The sequence below is a fragment of the Pseudomonas sp. R2-60-08W genome, assembly GCF_003852335.1.
Classification (GTDB): Bacteria; Pseudomonadota; Gammaproteobacteria; order Pseudomonadales; family Pseudomonadaceae; genus Aquipseudomonas.
Genome location: NZ_CP027731.1, coordinates 4,375,674 through 4,393,756 on the forward strand (window position 1 = coordinate 4,375,674; position 18,083 = coordinate 4,393,756).

Genomic DNA, 18,083 nt, shown 5'->3' on the forward strand with positions numbered 1-18,083 from the left:
GAAATCAACATTCACCATCACAACGATGGAATGCTCATTTCTAAGCTTTCTACAAACAGAAGCAGTAGTGGTGGAGCCAAACGGGATCGAACCGTTGACCTCCTGCGTGCAAGGCAGGCGCTCTCCCAGCTGAGCTATGGCCCCGTATTTCTACAGGCGTTTCCCACACAAAATTGGTGGGTCTGGGCAGATTCGAACTGCCGACCTCACCCTTATCAGGGGTGCGCTCTAACCAACTGAGCTACAGACCCAATTTCGGGCTGCTTCTTTTCGTCTTCTTCAATGAATCAAGCAATTCGTGTGGGAACTTATGGAGCAGCTGATGTCGTCGATTAAGGAGGTGATCCAGCCGCAGGTTCCCCTACGGCTACCTTGTTACGACTTCACCCCAGTCATGAATCACACCGTGGTAACCGTCCTCCCGAAGGTTAGACTAGCTACTTCTGGTGCAACCCACTCCCATGGTGTGACGGGCGGTGTGTACAAGGCCCGGGAACGTATTCACCGCGACATTCTGATTCGCGATTACTAGCGATTCCGACTTCACGCAGTCGAGTTGCAGACTGCGATCCGGACTACGATCGGTTTTCTGGGATTAGCTCCACCTCGCGGCTTGGCAACCCTCTGTACCGACCATTGTAGCACGTGTGTAGCCCAGGCCGTAAGGGCCATGATGACTTGACGTCATCCCCACCTTCCTCCGGTTTGTCACCGGCAGTCTCCTTAGAGTGCCCACCATTACGTGCTGGTAACTAAGGACAAGGGTTGCGCTCGTTACGGGACTTAACCCAACATCTCACGACACGAGCTGACGACAGCCATGCAGCACCTGTCTCAATGCTCCCGAAGGCACCAATCCATCTCTGGAAAGTTCATTGGATGTCAAGGCCTGGTAAGGTTCTTCGCGTTGCTTCGAATTAAACCACATGCTCCACCGCTTGTGCGGGCCCCCGTCAATTCATTTGAGTTTTAACCTTGCGGCCGTACTCCCCAGGCGGTCAACTTAATGCGTTAGCTGCGCCACTAAGAGCTCAAGGCTCCCAACGGCTAGTTGACATCGTTTACGGCGTGGACTACCAGGGTATCTAATCCTGTTTGCTCCCCACGCTTTCGCACCTCAGTGTCAGTGTTGGTCCAGGTGGTCGCCTTCGCCACTGGTGTTCCTTCCTATATCTACGCATTTCACCGCTACACAGGAAATTCCACCACCCTCTACCACACTCTAGTCAGTCAGTTTTGAATGCAGTTCCCAGGTTGAGCCCGGGGATTTCACATCCAACTTAACAAACCACCTACGCGCGCTTTACGCCCAGTAATTCCGATTAACGCTTGCACCCTCTGTATTACCGCGGCTGCTGGCACAGAGTTAGCCGGTGCTTATTCTGTCGGTAACGTCAAAACAATCACGTATTAGGTAACTGCCCTTCCTCCCAACTTAAAGTGCTTTACAATCCGAAGACCTTCTTCACACACGCGGCATGGCTGGATCAGGCTTTCGCCCATTGTCCAATATTCCCCACTGCTGCCTCCCGTAGGAGTCTGGACCGTGTCTCAGTTCCAGTGTGACTGATCATCCTCTCAGACCAGTTACGGATCGTCGCCTTGGTGAGCCATTACCTCACCAACTAGCTAATCCGACCTAGGCTCATCTGATAGCGCAAGGCCCGAAGGTCCCCTGCTTTCTCCCGTAGGACGTATGCGGTATTAGCGTCCGTTTCCGAACGTTATCCCCCACTACCAGGCAGATTCCTAGGCATTACTCACCCGTCCGCCGCTCTCAAGAGAAGCAAGCTTCTCTCTACCGCTCGACTTGCATGTGTTAGGCCTGCCGCCAGCGTTCAATCTGAGCCATGATCAAACTCTTCAGTTCAAACATCTTTGGGTTTTTAAGAAACCCTAAACTTGGCTCAGCAATCGTTGGTTACATCTTTGATTTCTCGCGGAGTAACTTGTGATGCTGACAATCTTGTTGACTATCAGTCTGACTCCACAAGCACCCACACGAATTGCTTGATTCAGTTGTTAAAGAGCGGTTGGTTAAGAGCTATTCGTCTCAACCGAGGCGCGCATTCTACAGCAGCCTCATTTGCTGTCAAGCGGTTATTTTCAGAAGTTTTCGAAGATTTCTTCAACAACTTCAACCACTTGCGCTTGCGATCTCTCGTAAGCGGGATGCGAATTCTACAGTTTTAAGCAGCAGCGTCAAGCAGTTAAATCAAAAACCTGGGAATTCTTTTCCATCCCACCGCCCTTCTATATATAGAGGAAACAAAAGGACGACCCAGGGACCATTGCCATCCGATTGCCCATCAACCAGCGACTGAATACCGCCGCACTTCTTACGGCTACAGTCAGGACGCTAAGGGAGCAATGGCTTTGATATTGACGAACGCAACAAGACAACAGCTGAGGGGATGGTGTCCCAGGGCCGGTTCGAACGGCCAACCTTCCCCTTAGGAGGGTCAATTTCGACCCAACAGACACAGCCACAAGCCCAGTATTACTGGGCCTTTTAGTCCCATTGAGTCCGTGAACATCGAGCGGTATAGTGCTTTTTGCTGCTACCCTGCTGTCACGGTCGAACCCTTGAAAACCAAAATCACTCAGAAGCTAATTGGCAGCCTAGCCGCCGAGGCGAAAGCATACCGCGTGCATGACACCGTGCAACCCGGTTTCTTCATTCGCGTACTGCCCAGTGGTCACAAGTCCTATATGGTCACTTGGGGCCGAAACAAGAACGCTACGCTTGGGCGTGTCGGCGTGCTTACTCTTGACCAAGCCCGAACCGAGGCCGCCCAGTAATTAGCCGATGCCCACGCCCACGGCGAGCCCCTGGCCATCGCCCAGGGCCGTAAGGGGTCAGCCCTGCCCTCTCTGCGCGACTTCATCGACGACACCTATGATGCCGTGGTTCAAGGCTCATCACAAAGGCCACGAGAAGACGCAGCACACCCTCAGTAATAACTTCGACCCAATCATGGCCCAGCGCCTGGACGCGATCACCGGACGAGACCTGGAGCAGATCCGCACAGGATGGATGCAGGCCGGCAACAAGCGCTCCACGGTCAACCGGAAAATGGGCTCTATCAGCGGAGTATTCAGCCGGGCGGTCGAGTGGGATTACATCGATGAGCACCCTCTGGCCAAGCTGAAACAGCTCAAAGTCGATTCAAAGGGGGTGATTCGCTACCTGGCTGCCGACGAGACCAAGCGTCTACGCGCTGCCCTGGACGCCCGACAGGATGAAATGAGGGCCGAGCGCGAGAGTGCAAACGCCTGGCGGACGGATCGCCACAGAGAGCCGATGCCAAGCCTGCTGGAACTGGCCTTCACCGATCACCTGAAGCCAATGGTGTTGGTATCGTTGAATACAGGCATGAGGCGCGGAGAGCTATTTGACTTGAAATGGTCAGCGGTGAACTTCGACACGAAGACAATCACAGTCGCCGGGGCCACCACCAAGACAAGCGATACGCGCCACATCCCGATGAACAAGGAGACTATAGGTGTGCTGGAAGCCTGGAAGAAGCAGGTGAACAAGTCGCCGTATGTCTTCCCAGGTCAGGGCGGCGGTCGCTTTGAGGACGTCAAAAGCGCCTGGCTCAAGTTACTTGAGCGGGCTCAGATCGACGGGTTCCGTTGGCACGATATGCGTCACGACTTCGCTTCACGCCTTGTAATGGCCGGCGTACCGCTCAACACGGTACGGGATCTGCTGGGGCACGCCGATATCAAGATGACTTTGCGCTACGCACACCTTGCGCCGGGGACAAAAGCCGCTGCAGTGGAGTTGATCTAGAAAGGGATTGGTTCAAAAAACTGTTTCACGTAGCTGCTAGTTTTGTTCTCTTCCACGTGCAGCATAAGTTCTTCCCAGTTCTCGCGAAGAAGTGGCACGTTCAGTTTATTCGGATAAAGGGCCGATCCTTCCTTTACACCCCAGAAATATCGAGAAACCTTAATCGTCTCCCAAATTCTGAGCTCGTCGTACGTCAAAGCTTGAGGCATCCGCTCAGCGAGGTTGACTAGCCGATTAATCTCGTCCGTGGACCAAATCTGATCTATCTCGCTTGATAGGTTTGTGTGCTGGTCAAGATATTCTCTTTCTAAGGTATTGAGGATCGCCCACTCAATCACCGCAGTCAGAGAGCGCTTTTGCAGGCGCCCCATAATATCGAGCGCGAACTTGATTTTCGGGTCAATCCGAATCCCAACGCTCACAGTAGTGCTCGTTTCGCCCGCGCGTTTGCTCGTCTTAGTAGCCATACCCTTCCATCTGCTCTGATGAGGTCAGCCTTACTGACCTGACATTCACAGCTTGCGTGACACGCAAACCGCTGTCAATCCGTGCGAGTACGAGTTTGTTTAGCATTTGCTTGCACAAATAGATTTATGCGTTGTAACCTAGCAACAGCCGACACCCGCTTCGGCGTCGGAATTTAGGGAGATAACCATGGAACAAGCTCAGCAACAAATGGCACCGCTATCGGTGGGCGTCGAAGAGTCTGCCCGCATTCTGGTATCTCGCGCTCGGCCACTTACGAGCTAATCGCTCAAGGCGAAATCAAGACTTTCAAAATCGGCCGTCGGCGCCTGGCATTGGCATCCGAGCTGAAGGCCTCCATCGAGCGCGCAGCAAAGTTCGGCGCACGGTGAAGTGCGAAAAGAATAAGGATTGGGGGTTGCGCATGGCTGCGCGAGAGGTTGCCAAGGCGGTGCTCGAACACCGCCTTAGTGAAAACACACTGGATAGCACCAACGTGAAGGGCAAACTATGATACGTCATTCTTCAACTGAGCAAGACCGCAAGATGATGGAGGCCCTGCGACACGGGCCGGTATCGACCATCGAAGCCGCCAAGGACCTGGACATCGTCCAGCCACCCAATACCATTCGGCGCCTTAGAAAAAAGGGGCACGAAATCCGCACCTACTGGACGCATCAGTCCACCGAGCCAGGCCGCCCACCTCACCGCGTCGCCAAGTACATCCTGATGCGCGAAGCGTCGTAATCCAGAGTTCGCAGAGGTCTCCCCAGTATTGCGGCGACCTCTTACGCCTGCCTGTGAACTGCTTCTGGGCTTCGGCCCTCTGGTTATCCAGCCGAGTTACGCTGAGGTCGATTCAGTGGAATGCCTAGCCACAAAACTACTTAGCCGTGGACACACGGTTAGCATTGAGCTTGGGCAGCTCGCCATTCAACCGGCGAGCGGCAAGCCCGTACCGCCGGAGTGGATCAGTACCAACCGGGCCAGAATTTGCCGTGAAGTGCTTATGTCGGTAGGCCTGGATGCATTCGAGTACGTAGGCTATTCAACTGGGCACTACGGCAAAACCCGGAGCGCCGGTATCACGCTTCAGTTTGTCTCGATGCTGTCGGGCCAATCTGTCTACGCAGTGTTCAACGCCGATCTGACGCGTCAGCGGAACACCGCTACGGCTAAGGCTGGCGCTCTGCTACCAAAAGGACAATTCCGCATCGGCAAGCGCAGCCACTTCTACAAGTTCTGGATGGGGACCGGCCTGCCTTTTCCTCGGCGGCTGGCGGCTATGCACGATTACATGGGGAAGCTACGTAGCGTCCTGGTGACTGGATCAGTGACTGATGACCGCTTCAAAGTCGGCACCCTGGTACCTGTCAGTCTGACCGCAGAACAATTCAGAGCAGCAATTTTGCCGGACAACATCCGGACAATTTCCGGACAAGCGCCGGACAACTCCCGGACAAAAGTACCGGACAAGGAAATGCCTACAGACCACGAACCACAAGGGTTACAGCCGTTTCCAACTACGTGTGCTTCAAACTACGGAAACAAGGTAATAAGGGAGGACGGTTACAAGACCTTTCCTTACTCCCCCATACACACCCCTAAGCCACCACAGGACCAGAGTGTTGATGAGTGGTTGGAGGCATACAGCTCAACCTGATCTACTTTGCTGAGAAGGCACCGACCGCCAGCAAATGAAAAAGGGCACCACCCTGTTTCGGGGTAGTGCCCTCGATGCCGCGGAGGTATCGTTGTTTGTCAGCCCTATTCCAACACCACCGCGCGGTATTGCTGATCGCCGCCCAGGTCATCCGAGCCGAACAGAGCCTGATTGACGGCCTTCCTACTCTCAAGCAGCAGGTCATGCTCATCATGAGTGCCAATGTCCGCTGCAACCCACTCAGGGAGCTCCTTACGCCGCCGCATCTCACTTAGGTGCGTCCACCACCGAGTAGCGTAACGCCGCTCTGCGAGAATGAGCTCAACCACTAAGGTTCGTTGCTTCTCGGTGAAGAGGGGCAGGTGTAAGGCGCTAGAGTCGCTTGACTCAAAATCTGCCGAGCGCTCCACTTCAAATTCGGGCTTATCTTGGCCTTTCAGGGCGTTACTGATATTTTGGTAAAGTTGCATGACGTTGGCCTCTAAGCGTCGTCGTGTGATAGCCGGCCCGGTGGTTACACACCGGGTTGGCACCTCTTCAATATCGGCGAAACATCCCGCCGATTACTGCTTACCCTTCTCACTTATCCAGCCTGCGGCCCAGCTCAAAGGGTCTTTCGACTCCATAGGCGCCAAGGGTTCTCCTTCTCGCGCCGCCCGCCGGCCCTCTTCCTCTGTTTCGCCGTGAATCCATACAGTAGTCTGCCTGAATCCCGCTTGGCGCTGACGATCCTTGTAAATCCTCTGACGATCAGCCGCAGATAGCGGACCTCTCGAATTCTCGTTCTTCATCAAAATATCCGTTAGCAGTCACGACTCCAATAATGCAATATCGTTAGCAGTTACGCAATGGAAAAGTGTAAAATAATTGCAGCCGCCTTCCGCTCCAACAGTGACTATCGTGGAGCGGTAACGAACAACCAAAGGAATCAGAGGCCGGGAGGAAAAGCAAAGAGGGCGTCAGCGAAGGGCAAGAGCGCGATGCTTTGAATGCCCCCCCCCTGCTCCAATTCCCCGCTAGGTCGATAAGCAGTAAATTAGCTTACCTATGACTGCCGTTTTGAATAAAATAGCTGATTATAGTGGCAGCAAAACTAAATGCTGAAAGCAAGTTGAAAGCAACCGCCGCAGGAAAACAAGGAAGAAGCCGTGACATCAGAGTCCAATAGAATTTCAGTTCTCAGCACAAATTTTGTACAGAGCGTTGCCGCAGTTTGGGGGTGGACCTGCCAAGCAATGGCACAGGAAAATGACGACGGCTTCGATGGATATCTTTACATCAGAACAAAACAAATAAACAAAAAAAGGCCACAAGATAGACGCTCATGGAGACACTCATTTACGGGAGGGATGATTCACATCCAAGTAAAAACAGGAGACTCTTTAATTACAGAATCACAAGATCATTTCGTTACAAAAATTTCAGACCTTGAAGTCAAGAAGGAGCTATGGCAGCTGTCTCCTGTTCCTTCCATATTGATCTATGTCAAACAAGTTCAGCAAGGGGTACCTACGGAAGCTTGGTGGGTAAACTTAAAATCTGAAGAGACATACTTCACAGAAACTCAAATAAAAATACCTAAGATCAATCGATTTCAACCTTCACTTGAGTGCAGATCCCCACTAGCACGGCTGGCAAGACGTCAAATTTTCTCGGCACAATTACCAGTCATAAAACTTCCAGCAGGGACATATCACAAAATGGGAGCGCTGAACAAGTCAGCTAAGTTCAACGCTTGGGGGTTCTATACAAAATGGAGAGAAAGCTTACCGACTAACCCTTCGCTGGGACCAGTAATTATTAATCGAACTGGTTGGTCTCATATTACTCGAAGAGGAAGGCCTATAGCGCGAATCCTAACAAGTTTTGACCTGCTGCCTATTGCTGCCAAAATAATTGCGGAGATAAAAGACTGGCGAGTATTAGCACGAAGAGGAGAGCAGAAAAACAGCGATGGAAGCCTGTCTGTTATCGAGTACTTAGGGATTTCAGCATGGGTTGAAGGCCCCTCTCGAATATCCTCAGAAGTAATGGTGATATTGAAAAGAAGGACTACATATACTGAGGAAACCAGTAAGTCAACGAGCCCTGAGCAACCAGAACAACTCATTACCAAGATAGATATTATGCGCAAAGAGCTATGGTTTTATACGGTCTACCAACCAGGTCGCTCGAAAAAATAAATGTGGTCGATGCGATGCTCTCAGACTGATCCAGACACATTGCTACTCACTAGAAGTATCAAGCCGGCGGACCTCATGCGAGGTTTCTTCTCTCTTGCACGCATCGACCACCAGCAGATCCTACAAAAAAAAATCACTGAGCGCCAGTACAGATTTCGGACGTGTAGAAAAACCGAGTTCCGTATGTTGACAAGCAGAAATTCATAGCGTCCATCGATCAAAAAAAAAACATCAGCCATGCGAACGAGTGCCACGGCAGTCCCGCCCACTTGGAGAACCGATGATGGAGGGTACTACGCTGACTCAACAAGCATCTGATGCAACGCGATCCAACAAGCGAAATGGTTCGCCACATTTCAGATATTCCGATACAGATTTCTCCTTCCAGACAATGAGGGCAGCTTTGAATGCCTCGTTTCCAGGAGTGGTACGACTGACACCGCCAATTTCGCAAATTGGTGCGCCACCTCCGCCAAGTAAAAGTCCCGCAACACCACGCGTCTACATGGAAATCTCCCAATGTGTGACGTTTTGGTCTCACTGAGACGATTTGGTCTCTCACGCGTTGCTATAGCCCGTGCCTACCCTGCGCTGATTCGAGAGCCCTAGTGACTTGAAAGCAAGCAGCCATTAAATGTACTTTCGCATAAGGGATGTCCCTCATATCAAAAAAGGATCAGAGCTATGGCTGAAGGAAATGAGTTTGCCACCGGAGACTTTGTCAAGCTGAAGTCGGGCGGCCCTGTGATGACAGTGAAGGGATATCGAAAAATTAGCGATGCATTCATTTGCCAATGGTTCGCAGGGAAGAAGCTTGAGCAGGGAGAGTTTTTTCCAGATAGCTTGGAAGCTACAACGATAGAGCAAAAGGTGAATTGATGGACGCTGACTCGATTGCGGTTTGGATGCTAGCTCAAATTTACACTGAAGCGTGCGTCTACCAAGACGATGTCGTCGATCACCTGGTGAAAGCAAAGCGCGAAGATTTGCTAACAACAAACGCCGATGGTAATCAGGTCATCGGCAAAGGAGTACTCGCTGCTTTCCGCAAGCTGACTCCAGATATTGTGGTCTGGGTGAAGCCAGATCGATACTGGCGTTTCAGGGTTGCTGAAGATGAGCCGGGGCGAGACGCACGGGGTTAAAGAGCAAACCCAATAGTTCTGACTCCGGCGAGACAGACGGCCCCATATCGCAGAAAAGCTTCAGCATTTAACGGCATTCCTATTAGCTACAAACAGAACATGCATGGAGGGCAGATGAAAGAACTATTTCCAGAATACGATCATTCAGAATCACTAAATTATCCGGACGTATGGGAAAGTGCGTTATTCGTATTCGACACGAACGTTCTTCTGAATCTTTATCGATATCATGAAAGCACACGTAGAGAGCTTTTAAAAATCCTGAAGACATTAGAGGATCGTATATGGATACCACATCATGTAGCTTTAGAATTCCAAAGAAACCGGCTCTCAGTTATTGCAAGTCAAGGAAATGGCTTCAAGGAAATGAGGACGATACTAACCACAACAAAAAACAAACTGAAGGATGATATTTACAAACTAGGCCTTCACAACAGACACACACTTATAAATGCTGAAAAACTGATCAACGACTTCGAAGAGCTGACTAATAACTTTTCCAAAGAGCTAGAAACACTAGAATCTTCCCAACAAAAAATCAATGAACATGACCCTATAAAAAAACTCATTGAAGAGCTTTTTTCAGGCAAGGTAGGTTCTGCCCACAAATTGCAAAAGGAAGTTGATGACCTTAGCAAAGAGGCAGAAACAAGGTATAAACTTAAGATTCCACCGGGGTACAAAGATGATGAAAAAGACAAAAACAAACCTGATGACTTTATGCACAAGGGGATTTTCTATAAGCGTAAATATGGCGACTATATAGCTTGGTCGCAGACATTAGATAAAGCCCAGACCCTTACCTCAAAGAAATTAATCTTTATAACGGATGATGGCAAAGAAGATTGGTGGCAAAAACTCAATGGGGAAGGCTCAAGCAACAACGTTGGACCTAGAACCGAGTTAATTGATGAAGCCCTTCGCATCGGAAAACTTGAAGCCTTTTTAATGTACAGGCCAGAAGGTTTTCTAAAATATGCAAAAGAGTCGTTGCAGGCAAGCGTCTCCGAAGACGCAATGAACGACGTAAGAAAAATCTCAATCAGCAATACGGTCACACACTTAACAGACTCATACGTGGATTTGACATCTACAAATGCCGAGTACGCAATTAAGGATTGGCTGTCGACGACTTTTCAGTACGTTGAGGGCGTTCGCGCAAACTTTCCAGATTTTATAGTTCATCATGAAGAAGAAATATTAGCTTTTGAGATTTTTCTATTTACTCCAGACCGCCTCGACAGAGAGCTTCGTATCTTTAATGACATCTGCGAGACTGAAAGCTTTTTCAATGAAGATCTATTTGACGACCTCACTATCATATGGGTAGTAAACAAGGAAAGTGACTTACCAGCACTGTCAAAAATTCTAAAAAAACACACTAATTTTAACCACAACCGCAACATATCAATACAAGCAGCATTAATGGAGTCCACTGGAAACTTCCCAACAATCACAAAACTCTGGCCGATTAACACTTGGTAACATTCCAGACAACGTCACAAGGTGGAGAAACCCTCAGGCCCAAGGGGTCCCTAGCGCTAGGCCAAGCGCTCAGTTGTGGCAATTTTGATTACTGCGAGACAGACCAAAGGAGCCGACTCGGACCGTTTGGTCTGCTTGGCTCCCGCTTCTCCTGACAGCAGGCTGGAGCAGGTATTGCGATGACAGCAACACCTGAACTGGCCTAATGATCCCGGACACCTCTTAAGGGCGATATGATTCGCCCAATCAGGAGGTTCCATGAAACAGCGAAAGACCTACACCCACGAGTTCAAGCAACGTGCTGCAAGCATGGTTCTTGATGATAACTGCTCAGTTCCCGACGTCTGTGCATCGATGGACGTTGGCCCTACGGCTCTGCGCCGCTGGGTTGATCAGGTTCGTAAAGAGCATCACAAAGGGCAGCCAGTGGCAGGTACCAAGGCTATCAGCGACGAACAGCGAGAGCTTCAACAGCTACGAGCCAAGGTCAAGCGCCTGGAGAGTGAGGCTGAAATCTTAAAAAAGGCTACGGCTCTCTTGATGTCGGATCCCGATCGTTTTTCCTGATCGAGGAACTGAGGGAGTCGAGTTCATATCCGACCAGCCTGCTTTGCAGTGCACTAGGCGTTTCTCGCAGCGCGTTTTATGACTGGATTAAGCGTCGCTCAGCGCCAAATACCAAGCGTGACGCGCTTAGAGCAAAAGTCGTGCAACTGCATGTCGAAAGCCGAGAAAGCGCAGGCGCGCGGATGATCTCTCAGCGCCTGAAGGCCCAGCAGATCAAGGTGGGGAGGTATTTAGTCGCAAGACTCATGGCGGAGGCAAATCTGGCCAGCAGGCAGCGCCGCCGCCATCAGTATCGCTCTAGAGGCGTCGAAGCATTTGTGGCCAAGAACTTGCTTGAGCGTAACTTCGAGCCAACCGCAATTAATCAAGTCTGGTGCGGCGACGTTACCAGCCTGATGGTTGGGAAACGCTGGTATCACTTGGCAGTGGTCATTGATCTGTTCGCCCGCCGAATCGTTGGTTGGGCGTTTTCTCTGATCAATGACGCCAACCTGGTTAGCAAGGCGCTGAGAATGGCGGTGGAGGTTCGAGGCAAACATGCAGGCTTGATGTTTCATTCGGATCAAGGCTGCCAATACACCAGCCAGCTCTTTCAGTCCGCGTTGCTGGAGTATGGGATAACCCAAAGCATGAGCCGCAGAGGGCAGTGCTGGGACAATGCACCAATAGAGCGTTTCTTCGGGACGCTCAAATCAGAGTGGGTGCCCACCAAGGGCTATATGACGGTTGAAGAAGCCAAGCAGGATATGACCAGCTTCTTCATGCGATACAACCGAATCAGGCTCCACAGCTACAACAAATACCTGTCGCCAATAGCCATGGAGCAAAAAGTGGCATAAACACCGTAATCGGTGTCCGGGATTACTTGACCAGTTCACACCTTCGCTCAATCGTGCTCCTTGCTCACCTTTAAGCGGTGGGGTGGTGAAGCGCCACCTCGTCTAAATCTGTCTCACGGACAGAATTGCATCTGATCAGCCAGATTTGCCTCACTCCAAAGCAGGAAATCCTGCTTTTAAATTCCCCCGATCATGGATGTTCCACCACTGGTGGAAGATGCACCCAAAACTGGATGCATCAAATCCGCGCCACGTTTTCACATCTCACAAAACGTGGCGCGGAAACCTGACATCCCGAAACGGTAGGTCAGCCCTCCCCGCTCGATCCTCAATCAGTGGTTGGACTAAGCCGAAAGCATGGCCATGTATCACTTTGCTTACCCTAGACTTAATGCAACAAAAATGCCCTCTTCAATCCATCCAAAACTAACTATTTCAGTCCCGTTTAATCCGGTTATGTGTATCACCTAGAGTGCACCTAAAAAGCACTGGATAAATGATCAGATCATGCTTAATGTGAGTTTTTGAGCCAATCAAAACCCATTCGAGGCAGCACCTATGAACACAGCTAAGCCCGCCCGAGGACGTCAGCACAAACCAACTCGCTCCGAAGTTGCTGCCGCCTGGGGCCGCCTTCGCGAAGCCGCAGCAGACGGAAGCGTTCAAGCATCCGCCCTGCTGATAGCGCTCGCTGAAAACAAACCGGTCATCGCCATCGAATCGCCGGCCGCATGACTGATCGCGATAAAGCCGGCAAATGGAAGCCCGGACAGTCGGGTAATCCCGGCGGCCGATCCGGCCAGACGCAAGAGCTGCGCGCCCGACTCGCGGAAGGTGCAGACGCCGTGACAAGAAGGTTCTGACAGCAGCCAAGAAGGGCGATATGCAGGCTTGTCGGCTGATCCTTGAGCGCCTGGTACCACCAATCAAGCCAACTACCGAGACAGTGTGCTTCGAACTCGACGACACCGACTTACCCAGCGCAGCCAAATCAATCCTTCGCGCAGTTGCCGCCGGCGAGCTACCGCCCGACCAGGGCAAAGCATTGATCGAAGGGCTAGGCGCTGTTGCCCGGGTCATTGAAGTTGCCGAGCTACAGAAGGCCGTCGAAGAACTCCGCGAGCAGATGGAGGGAATGCGGCAATGAGCATTAAGTGGATGCGGGCCGAGCTCAAGCGAATTGCAGAAAAGATCGGCGCCGACGACGAAGAGACAGTTCTCGTTATGTTGACGGTGGTGGACTGCAGGGTTGACGCGGTTGAGGACGAGATGGACTACCTAAAGACCGTGGGCCATTCATTCAACTATCCAGTCCTGGGCGTGCAAACGGTGATGCACTTCCCACTATGCACCATGAACAGCAGCGACGCGGCCAATCTGGCAGAGGCGTTCATTCTCCACGTCCGCGCAATTGAAAGCCTCCGCCGTCCCGCTCCGGTAGGTGTGATGGATATGCGGCCATTCCCAAGTCCGGGTGCCTGGATCTTCCCGCCGCTGGCTGATGGGCGAGACATCAAAGACCACGTCGCAGAACAGTACCAACTGATCATTGAGGCCCGCCATGAGCATCCGTAGCCAGGTGGCCAAGCTGCGTCAGCAATCCGGGCTCATTCAATTCACTCGTGACGTGCGAGAGATCAGCGCCCTTATGGACGAGCTGCACGAAGCAGCAGCCGGCGTTAGCGCCCGAGAAAACGTGTCCCTACTCCAAATCCTGAGCGAATCATCAGACCAAAAACCGGCCGAACCATGGCCAAACAATCAAAAGGTAACCCAATGAAAATCGGCAAACGATCCGTCCTCAAAGTTGGCTTGGCCAACCTCCACTACTCCGAATACGAGCACTCTCAGGTAGAGGCAAGAACCTTCAATATTCAGCGCCCCGATGGCACCAAAGGAACTTGGCAGGCCGGTGGCTTGCTGAAGTCGGTTCGCCATTTGCAGGGCTTGGCGCTGGAGACTTTCAAGGACCTTGGAGAAGAAATTCTCTCGATTCGTGGAAACAAAGACCTCAACGCCGCGGCCATCGAGCGCAAGGGCAAGGAGCAGATCGACGGGATCGTTCCTGTCTTGATGCCGGCTATGGAAAAGGCGGCAAAGGATATGCTGACGCCGGCCCAAACAGTGGTCAACGGCTTTGCTCCGGTCACGCCTCGCGCAAGCTCGGACGTTGTTGGCTTCCTGGCTGATCAGGAGCTACGAGCCATCGTGCGGAGCCTTAAGCCGGAAGAGCGCCAGCGACTGGTCGCTGAGGCGCGTGCAGGTAGTCATCCCGACGTGTAGAGGCGGTGCTCAGGGCAAACCCAATGCTTTCCGGACTATCGCCAGAGGCGGCTGACAGCCTTTCGCGTGCAGGTATTGCAGCGTCCCGCGCCGAGGAGATTGAAGGGCTCAAGCAGATGCTAGCGATCTACGATGACGTGCTGGCCACCGCCTCCAATGCTGGTGTCGCACTGAGCGGTATGGTCGCCAATTCGAATGGGTACACCGGCCGGTTTGAGAAGTGGCGATCGGGCTGTGAGGGCTCCGAAGCACTTCGCGAATGGCTGGCGAAAATGCCCACTCGCACCTCTGCAAAAGCGACCCCTGATCAATCTGAAGCGGCCTAACTGCCCATCCGTGCGCTACGCAAGTATTGGTAGCGCCGATCAGCGGCAGACTTTGTGAGTGTGACGATATGACCTTTCAAGAGCGCTTTACCGAGGCGTGCAAAACGCAGAAATTCAAACCCTACGAGCTGATCCAAGGGCCGGACGCCGGCTACACGGTGTGGGAGGTCCAGCACGTCAGTGGTGGCCAGCAGGTAACCGTCGACGGCCCCTTCTTCACCGAGGAAGAGGCCAGGGTTTCGGCCGATCTGCTGAGGGGAGCATTCCGCGGCGCCCGGGCCAGCGAGACGATCTACAACCGGGTGTGGAACTACGACCCACGCCAGGAACAACTGACCATCGACCAGGCGCATATGTCGCGCGCAGTGCTCGCCATTCGCCTTGGGGCTTCCAGCCCCTTCCACCAATCCATAGGAGGCCCCATGGCCGCTACAGCAATCGAATACGCCCCGCTCACCACCATCAAACTGTACGGGCAGCTACGGCAATTCGGTAAGTCCTACCAGTTCTCCGTCCGCACGCCGGCCGAGGCCATCAAAGCACTGTCAGTGCAGATCCCAGGGTTTGAACGGTTTCTGTCTAACTCAAAGTCTCGCGGGCTCGTGTTCGCAATCTTTCGAGGCAAGAAAAATATCGGTGAGGGTGAGCTTGGATTTCAGGGCAAAGGCGACATCATCATTGCCCCTGTAATCGTAGGCAGCAAACGCTCGGGAGCTCTGCAAACCGTCATCGGCGCCGTGCTGATCGCAGCGTCATTCTTCACGTTCTGGGCGCCTCCAGTATCAGCCGGTCTGTTTGCATCTGGCGTGGGTATGGTCGTCGGCGGCGTCATTCAAATGCTCAGCCCCCAGGCCGGCGGTCTAAAGACCAGCGCAGCACCCGAGAACACCCCCGGCTACGCCTTCGGCAGCGCCAAGAACACCACGGCATCTGGTAACCCAGTACCACTCTGCATCGGCGAGCGCCGCTGGGGTGGGGCAATCATTAGTGCCGCGATTTATGCCGAAGACAAAATGTAAACTTGATATACCAACCCATAGCGAGTGAGCGCTTACTTCTCACGTCTCCTTAAAGCGCGCAAGAAGTCGCTTAGAGTAATCTATCTCTGAACAAGCGATCTCAGCTTTTAGTTTCCTAACCAGTTCATTAACTTGATCCTCGTCACAAGCCTCCATATTTTTGTATAACTCAATCGTGCGAAGAATGGCATCCTCGGCTCTGCGTTCTTCCTCTTGACGAAACTCCTCAAGAATTAGAGCGCTTCGTTGATGCCCCGCTCTACGAGTAGCGGCCGAAATCTGTTTTGAGAGCAGCTCAGCCTCCGTTCTTTCAATCCCTGCCACAGAGTCAAAATATTCCGTAGCACCGGAATTAACAATGCTCACTTGAGGTGCAAGATGAAGTAAAAAAGACGGAACATCTCTTAGGCTAGGGTTTACAATCTCTATAGAACGATCCGATGAAAATTCCAACCACTCCTTCAGCACCTCATTAACATGATGATCACCGAATCCGTATCCTACGCACACCAACTTACTAATAAAATTAATGTTTGCTTTAAAATGCTTGAGCATTGACTTAGGTAAAACTTGTGTAGAGTGCTCATGAAACTTTCGAGCGCCGGAAAGCAAGCTTCGACGTAGGAACTGCATTTCCCCATCCGAATCAGCATAAGCAATTTCATTCAAAGCCTTCACTTTCCCACCAGGCATTCCGGGCGCTAGGTACACAAGCTCTTCATTCGCAGCCCTTAAAACTGAAACTACGGCCTCTGGTGTCTCTCCATCAGGCAACAGCTTCATTAAATCATGGCCATCATTAAACGTGAAAACGTCAAGAGCCCCATGAAGCTTCAGTAAATATATTCCTTTTTTTGCAGGATTTGGAAAGTTCATCGCGCCATGATCGAGTGTCTTTTGATCAATAGTTTCCACGGCTATATAACCAACGATATTCCCCTCCATATCCCTACGAGGCAGCTTAATATCGCTAGCACAAAGACCAGAAAACAATGGAATGGCGTATTTTTGTGCGACCATTTCAATGACAGAGTCGTGATTTAGAGAAAAAACCCAGAGAGGCTCGTTTTCTTCGTACAGGTGGACAACCCCTTTATACCACTCCAAGTGACCAACAATAAACTCAGCACCATGTATGTGCCTAAAGTAAAGCTTGTAATAAATAATCTCGACGAGCCAAGTATATAGACTGTGATACTCTGAAGCCTTAGATGACCGTCTTCTGGCTTGCACATCCAAATAACCTAGCACGCTTTCGTAGTGCAGATCTTCCCTTGCCAATACAGATAGTAAATCCTCTATGACCTCATCCGAATGCCCTTCACCCTGCTGTCTCCAACCTGCATTTAAAAGTTTCAACTTTTCAGCGGTTAACCACTCCTTTAGTTCAGATGTGAGTTCCCAAACGAGAGGCATACTGACGTCATAGGAAGCACCGGCCCCAAGAAACAATCCTGTTAAGCTGCGATTCATAATTCCTCCCTTAGTACCCCAGGTGATAGCCACCCCCTCAGAGTCGGGGCAGGGCATACGTAGTATCCCGAATTGTGGCCCAGGTGCCGAGCATCGTTTTTGCGTATGCCTGAGCTGATACGCGCATATTTGCGTATATCCTCGCTTTTCGCTTGATAAGTAACACCCAAAGTGCAACAGTATTAGTAGAACGCCCTAACTGATACAGGCACCCATCATGTTCATCCGCGCATACCTCCGAGCCTCCACCGAAGAGCAAGACGCCGGCCGCGCCCGCGCCTCGCTCGAGCAGTTCGCCAGCGACCATAACAAGGTCATCGCCAGCGTGTACTTGGAGAACGCCAGCGGCGCCACCGCCGACCGACCGGAGCTGCTGCGCCTGCTGAAGGATGCGCGCAAGGGTGACGTGTTGCTGGTGGAGTCGATAGACCGTCTCTCCCGCCTGCCGGTGGAAGACTGGCAAAAGCTCAAGGCTGCGATCGATTCCAAGGGCCTGCGCATCGTCGCGCTCGACCTCCCGACCAGCCACCAGGGAATGCAGGACACCAAGGGCGACGAGTTCACCGGGCGGATGCTGGGGGCTATCAACTCAATGCTGGTGGAAATGATGGCCGCGATCGCGCGCAAGGATTACGAGCAGCGCCGCGACCGCCAGGCCCAGGGCATCGAGAAGGCCAAGGCCGCCGGCAAGTACCAGGGGCGCCCGGTGGACGCCGATCTGCACAAGCGCGTGACCGAGTTGCTCGGTGCCGGCCTGGGCATTCGCGCGACGGCCAGGCACGCCAATTGCTCCACCACCACGGTGCTGAGGATTAGAGGACTAGCCACAGCTTGAC

At 52.1% G+C, this 18,083-nt stretch carries 19 protein-coding genes, 2 tRNA genes, 1 rRNA gene and 1 pseudogene; 16 read left to right on the plus strand and 7 right to left on the minus strand.

Annotated features, from left to right (window positions below):
- Positions 1-68: 68 nt before the first annotated feature.
- From C4J90_RS19865 to C4J90_RS19875, 3 genes are all read right to left on the minus strand, one after another.
- A tRNA-Ala gene (locus C4J90_RS19865) sits at positions 69-144 on the minus strand.
- 30 nt (positions 145-174) lie between these two features.
- Positions 175-251: transfer RNA gene (locus tag C4J90_RS19870), tRNA-Ile, on the minus strand.
- Between the two features lie 82 nt (positions 252-333).
- A 16S ribosomal RNA gene (locus tag C4J90_RS19875) occupies positions 334-1,870 on the minus strand.
- 716 nt (positions 1,871-2,586) lie between these two features.
- Between C4J90_RS19875 and C4J90_RS19885 the strand changes: the two are divergent.
- Positions 2,587-3,799, plus strand: a pseudogene (locus tag C4J90_RS19885) (tyrosine-type recombinase/integrase).
- Here the strand turns inward: C4J90_RS19885 and C4J90_RS19890 are convergent.
- The gene (locus tag C4J90_RS19890; protein ID WP_124420638.1) at positions 3,796-4,266 is read right to left on the minus strand and encodes a hypothetical protein; all 471 of its coding nucleotides are present in this window, start codon (positions 4,264-4,266) and stop codon (positions 3,796-3,798) included. The pseudogene C4J90_RS19885 and the gene C4J90_RS19890 sit on opposite strands and share 4 nt — an antisense overlap.
- Positions 4,267-4,563: 297 nt before the next feature.
- Here C4J90_RS19890 and C4J90_RS27490 point away from each other — a divergent pair, with 297 nt between their 5' ends.
- The 3 genes from C4J90_RS27490 (at position 4,564) to C4J90_RS19905 (ending at position 5,927) form a co-directional block, all read left to right on the plus strand.
- The gene (locus tag C4J90_RS27490; RefSeq protein WP_372237508.1) at positions 4,564-4,656 is read left to right on the plus strand and encodes a hypothetical protein; all 93 of its coding nucleotides are present in this window, start codon (positions 4,564-4,566) and stop codon (positions 4,654-4,656) included.
- 118 nt (positions 4,657-4,774) lie between these two features.
- A complete protein-coding gene (locus tag C4J90_RS19900) occupies positions 4,775-5,011 on the plus strand; it encodes a helix-turn-helix domain-containing protein (RefSeq protein WP_124420639.1) in 237 nt (78 codons plus the stop codon).
- A 262-nt stretch (positions 5,012-5,273) separates the two neighbouring features.
- Positions 5,274-5,927 carry a hypothetical protein gene (locus C4J90_RS19905; RefSeq protein WP_256658879.1) on the plus strand — a complete coding sequence of 218 codons (654 nt, stop codon included), beginning with the start codon at positions 5,274-5,276 and terminating at the stop codon, positions 5,925-5,927.
- 104 nt (positions 5,928-6,031) lie between these two features.
- Here the strand turns inward: C4J90_RS19905 and C4J90_RS27200 are convergent, their stop codons facing one another.
- Together C4J90_RS27200 and C4J90_RS27205 are read right to left on the minus strand one after the other, a co-directional pair.
- Entirely contained in the window at positions 6,032-6,397 is a 366-nt protein-coding gene (locus tag C4J90_RS27200) for a hypothetical protein (RefSeq protein WP_256658880.1), read from the minus strand.
- 93 nt (positions 6,398-6,490) lie between these two features.
- The gene (locus tag C4J90_RS27205; protein WP_124420641.1) at positions 6,491-6,718 is read right to left on the minus strand and encodes a hypothetical protein; all 228 of its coding nucleotides are present in this window, start codon (positions 6,716-6,718) and stop codon (positions 6,491-6,493) included.
- Between the two features lie 357 nt (positions 6,719-7,075).
- Here C4J90_RS27205 and C4J90_RS19920 point away from each other — a divergent pair, with 357 nt between their 5' ends.
- The 11 genes from C4J90_RS19920 to C4J90_RS19970 all read left to right on the plus strand — a co-directional run bounded on the left by C4J90_RS19920 (position 7,076) and on the right by C4J90_RS19970 (position 15,774).
- Positions 7,076-8,110, plus strand: a complete 1,035-nt coding sequence (locus C4J90_RS19920) for a DUF4365 domain-containing protein (protein WP_124420642.1) — start codon at positions 7,076-7,078, stop codon at positions 8,108-8,110.
- Between the two features lie 684 nt (positions 8,111-8,794).
- Positions 8,795-8,989, plus strand: coding sequence for a YodC family protein (locus C4J90_RS19925; RefSeq protein WP_124420643.1), 195 nt, complete (start codon positions 8,795-8,797; stop codon positions 8,987-8,989).
- Positions 8,989-9,255, plus strand: coding sequence for a hypothetical protein (locus C4J90_RS19930; RefSeq protein WP_124420644.1), 267 nt, complete (start codon positions 8,989-8,991; stop codon positions 9,253-9,255). Before C4J90_RS19925 ends, C4J90_RS19930 begins: the two co-directional genes overlap by 1 nt.
- 114 nt (positions 9,256-9,369) lie before the next feature.
- Positions 9,370-10,740: a PIN-like domain-containing protein gene (locus tag C4J90_RS19935; RefSeq protein ID WP_124420645.1), complete on the plus strand. Its 1,371-nt coding sequence runs from the start codon at positions 9,370-9,372 to the stop codon at positions 10,738-10,740.
- Positions 10,741-10,998: 258 nt separating this feature from the next.
- Complete coding sequence (locus tag C4J90_RS27210) at positions 10,999-11,307, plus strand: transposase (RefSeq protein WP_256658881.1); 309 nt, start codon at positions 10,999-11,001, stop codon at positions 11,305-11,307.
- A gap of 8 nt (positions 11,308-11,315) precedes the next feature.
- A complete protein-coding gene (locus C4J90_RS19940) occupies positions 11,316-12,146 on the plus strand; it encodes an IS3 family transposase (protein WP_256658994.1) in 831 nt (276 codons plus the stop codon).
- 883 nt (positions 12,147-13,029) lie between these two features.
- Entirely contained in the window at positions 13,030-13,293 is a 264-nt protein-coding gene (locus tag C4J90_RS27215; protein WP_256658882.1) for a hypothetical protein, read from the plus strand.
- Positions 13,290-13,721 carry a hypothetical protein gene (locus C4J90_RS19950; RefSeq protein ID WP_124420646.1) on the plus strand — a complete coding sequence of 144 codons (432 nt, stop codon included), beginning with the start codon at positions 13,290-13,292 and terminating at the stop codon, positions 13,719-13,721. Before C4J90_RS27215 ends, C4J90_RS19950 begins: the two co-directional genes overlap by 4 nt.
- Before the next feature lie 174 nt (positions 13,722-13,895).
- Positions 13,896-14,429: a hypothetical protein gene (locus C4J90_RS27220; protein WP_256658883.1), complete on the plus strand. Its 534-nt coding sequence runs from the start codon at positions 13,896-13,898 to the stop codon at positions 14,427-14,429.
- Between the two features lie 23 nt (positions 14,430-14,452).
- The gene (locus C4J90_RS27225) at positions 14,453-14,755 is read left to right on the plus strand and encodes a hypothetical protein (RefSeq protein ID WP_256658884.1); all 303 of its coding nucleotides are present in this window, start codon (positions 14,453-14,455) and stop codon (positions 14,753-14,755) included.
- 422 nt (positions 14,756-15,177) lie between these two features.
- Positions 15,178-15,774, plus strand: coding sequence for a tail assembly protein (locus C4J90_RS19970; protein ID WP_124421235.1), 597 nt, complete (start codon positions 15,178-15,180; stop codon positions 15,772-15,774).
- A 39-nt stretch (positions 15,775-15,813) separates the two neighbouring features.
- Here C4J90_RS19970 and C4J90_RS19975 read toward each other — a convergent pair whose 3' ends face one another.
- Positions 15,814-17,247 carry a hypothetical protein gene (locus C4J90_RS19975; protein WP_124420648.1) on the minus strand — a complete coding sequence of 478 codons (1,434 nt, stop codon included), beginning with the start codon at positions 17,245-17,247 and terminating at the stop codon, positions 15,814-15,816.
- Positions 17,248-17,464: 217 nt separating this feature from the next.
- Here C4J90_RS19975 and C4J90_RS19980 point away from each other — a divergent pair, with 217 nt between their 5' ends.
- Complete coding sequence (locus C4J90_RS19980) at positions 17,465-18,082, plus strand: recombinase family protein (protein ID WP_124420649.1); 618 nt, start codon at positions 17,465-17,467, stop codon at positions 18,080-18,082.
- Position 18,083 lies beyond the last annotated feature (1 nt).

Excerpts from the sequence above, each read along its gene's own strand:
- C4J90_RS19890 (WP_124420638.1), bottom strand. The coding sequence starts at position 4,266 with ATGGCTACTAAGACGAGCAAACGCGCGGGCGAAACGAGCACTACTGTG.
- C4J90_RS19900 (WP_124420639.1), top strand. The coding sequence starts at position 4,775 with ATGATACGTCATTCTTCAACTGAGCAAGACCGCAAGATGATGGAGGCC.
- C4J90_RS19905 (WP_256658879.1), top strand. The coding sequence starts at position 5,274 with ATGTCGGTAGGCCTGGATGCATTCGAGTACGTAGGCTATTCAACTGGG.
- C4J90_RS27200 (WP_256658880.1), bottom strand. The coding sequence starts at position 6,397 with ATGCAACTTTACCAAAATATCAGTAACGCCCTGAAAGGCCAAGATAAG.
- C4J90_RS27205 (WP_124420641.1), bottom strand. The coding sequence starts at position 6,718 with ATGAAGAACGAGAATTCGAGAGGTCCGCTATCTGCGGCTGATCGTCAG.
- C4J90_RS19925 (WP_124420643.1), top strand. The coding sequence starts at position 8,795 with ATGGCTGAAGGAAATGAGTTTGCCACCGGAGACTTTGTCAAGCTGAAG.
- C4J90_RS19930 (WP_124420644.1), top strand. The coding sequence starts at position 8,989 with ATGGACGCTGACTCGATTGCGGTTTGGATGCTAGCTCAAATTTACACT.
- C4J90_RS19935 (WP_124420645.1), top strand. The coding sequence starts at position 9,370 with ATGAAAGAACTATTTCCAGAATACGATCATTCAGAATCACTAAATTAT.
- C4J90_RS27210 (WP_256658881.1), top strand. The coding sequence starts at position 10,999 with ATGAAACAGCGAAAGACCTACACCCACGAGTTCAAGCAACGTGCTGCA.
- C4J90_RS27215 (WP_256658882.1), top strand. The coding sequence starts at position 13,030 with ATGCAGGCTTGTCGGCTGATCCTTGAGCGCCTGGTACCACCAATCAAG.
- C4J90_RS19950 (WP_124420646.1), top strand. The coding sequence starts at position 13,290 with ATGAGCATTAAGTGGATGCGGGCCGAGCTCAAGCGAATTGCAGAAAAG.
- C4J90_RS27220 (WP_256658883.1), top strand. The coding sequence starts at position 13,896 with ATGGCCAAACAATCAAAAGGTAACCCAATGAAAATCGGCAAACGATCC.
- C4J90_RS27225 (WP_256658884.1), top strand. The coding sequence starts at position 14,453 with ATGCTTTCCGGACTATCGCCAGAGGCGGCTGACAGCCTTTCGCGTGCA.
- C4J90_RS19970 (WP_124421235.1), top strand. The coding sequence starts at position 15,178 with ATGGCCGCTACAGCAATCGAATACGCCCCGCTCACCACCATCAAACTG.
- C4J90_RS19975 (WP_124420648.1), bottom strand. The coding sequence starts at position 17,247 with ATGAATCGCAGCTTAACAGGATTGTTTCTTGGGGCCGGTGCTTCCTAT.
- C4J90_RS19980 (WP_124420649.1), top strand. The coding sequence starts at position 17,465 with ATGTTCATCCGCGCATACCTCCGAGCCTCCACCGAAGAGCAAGACGCC.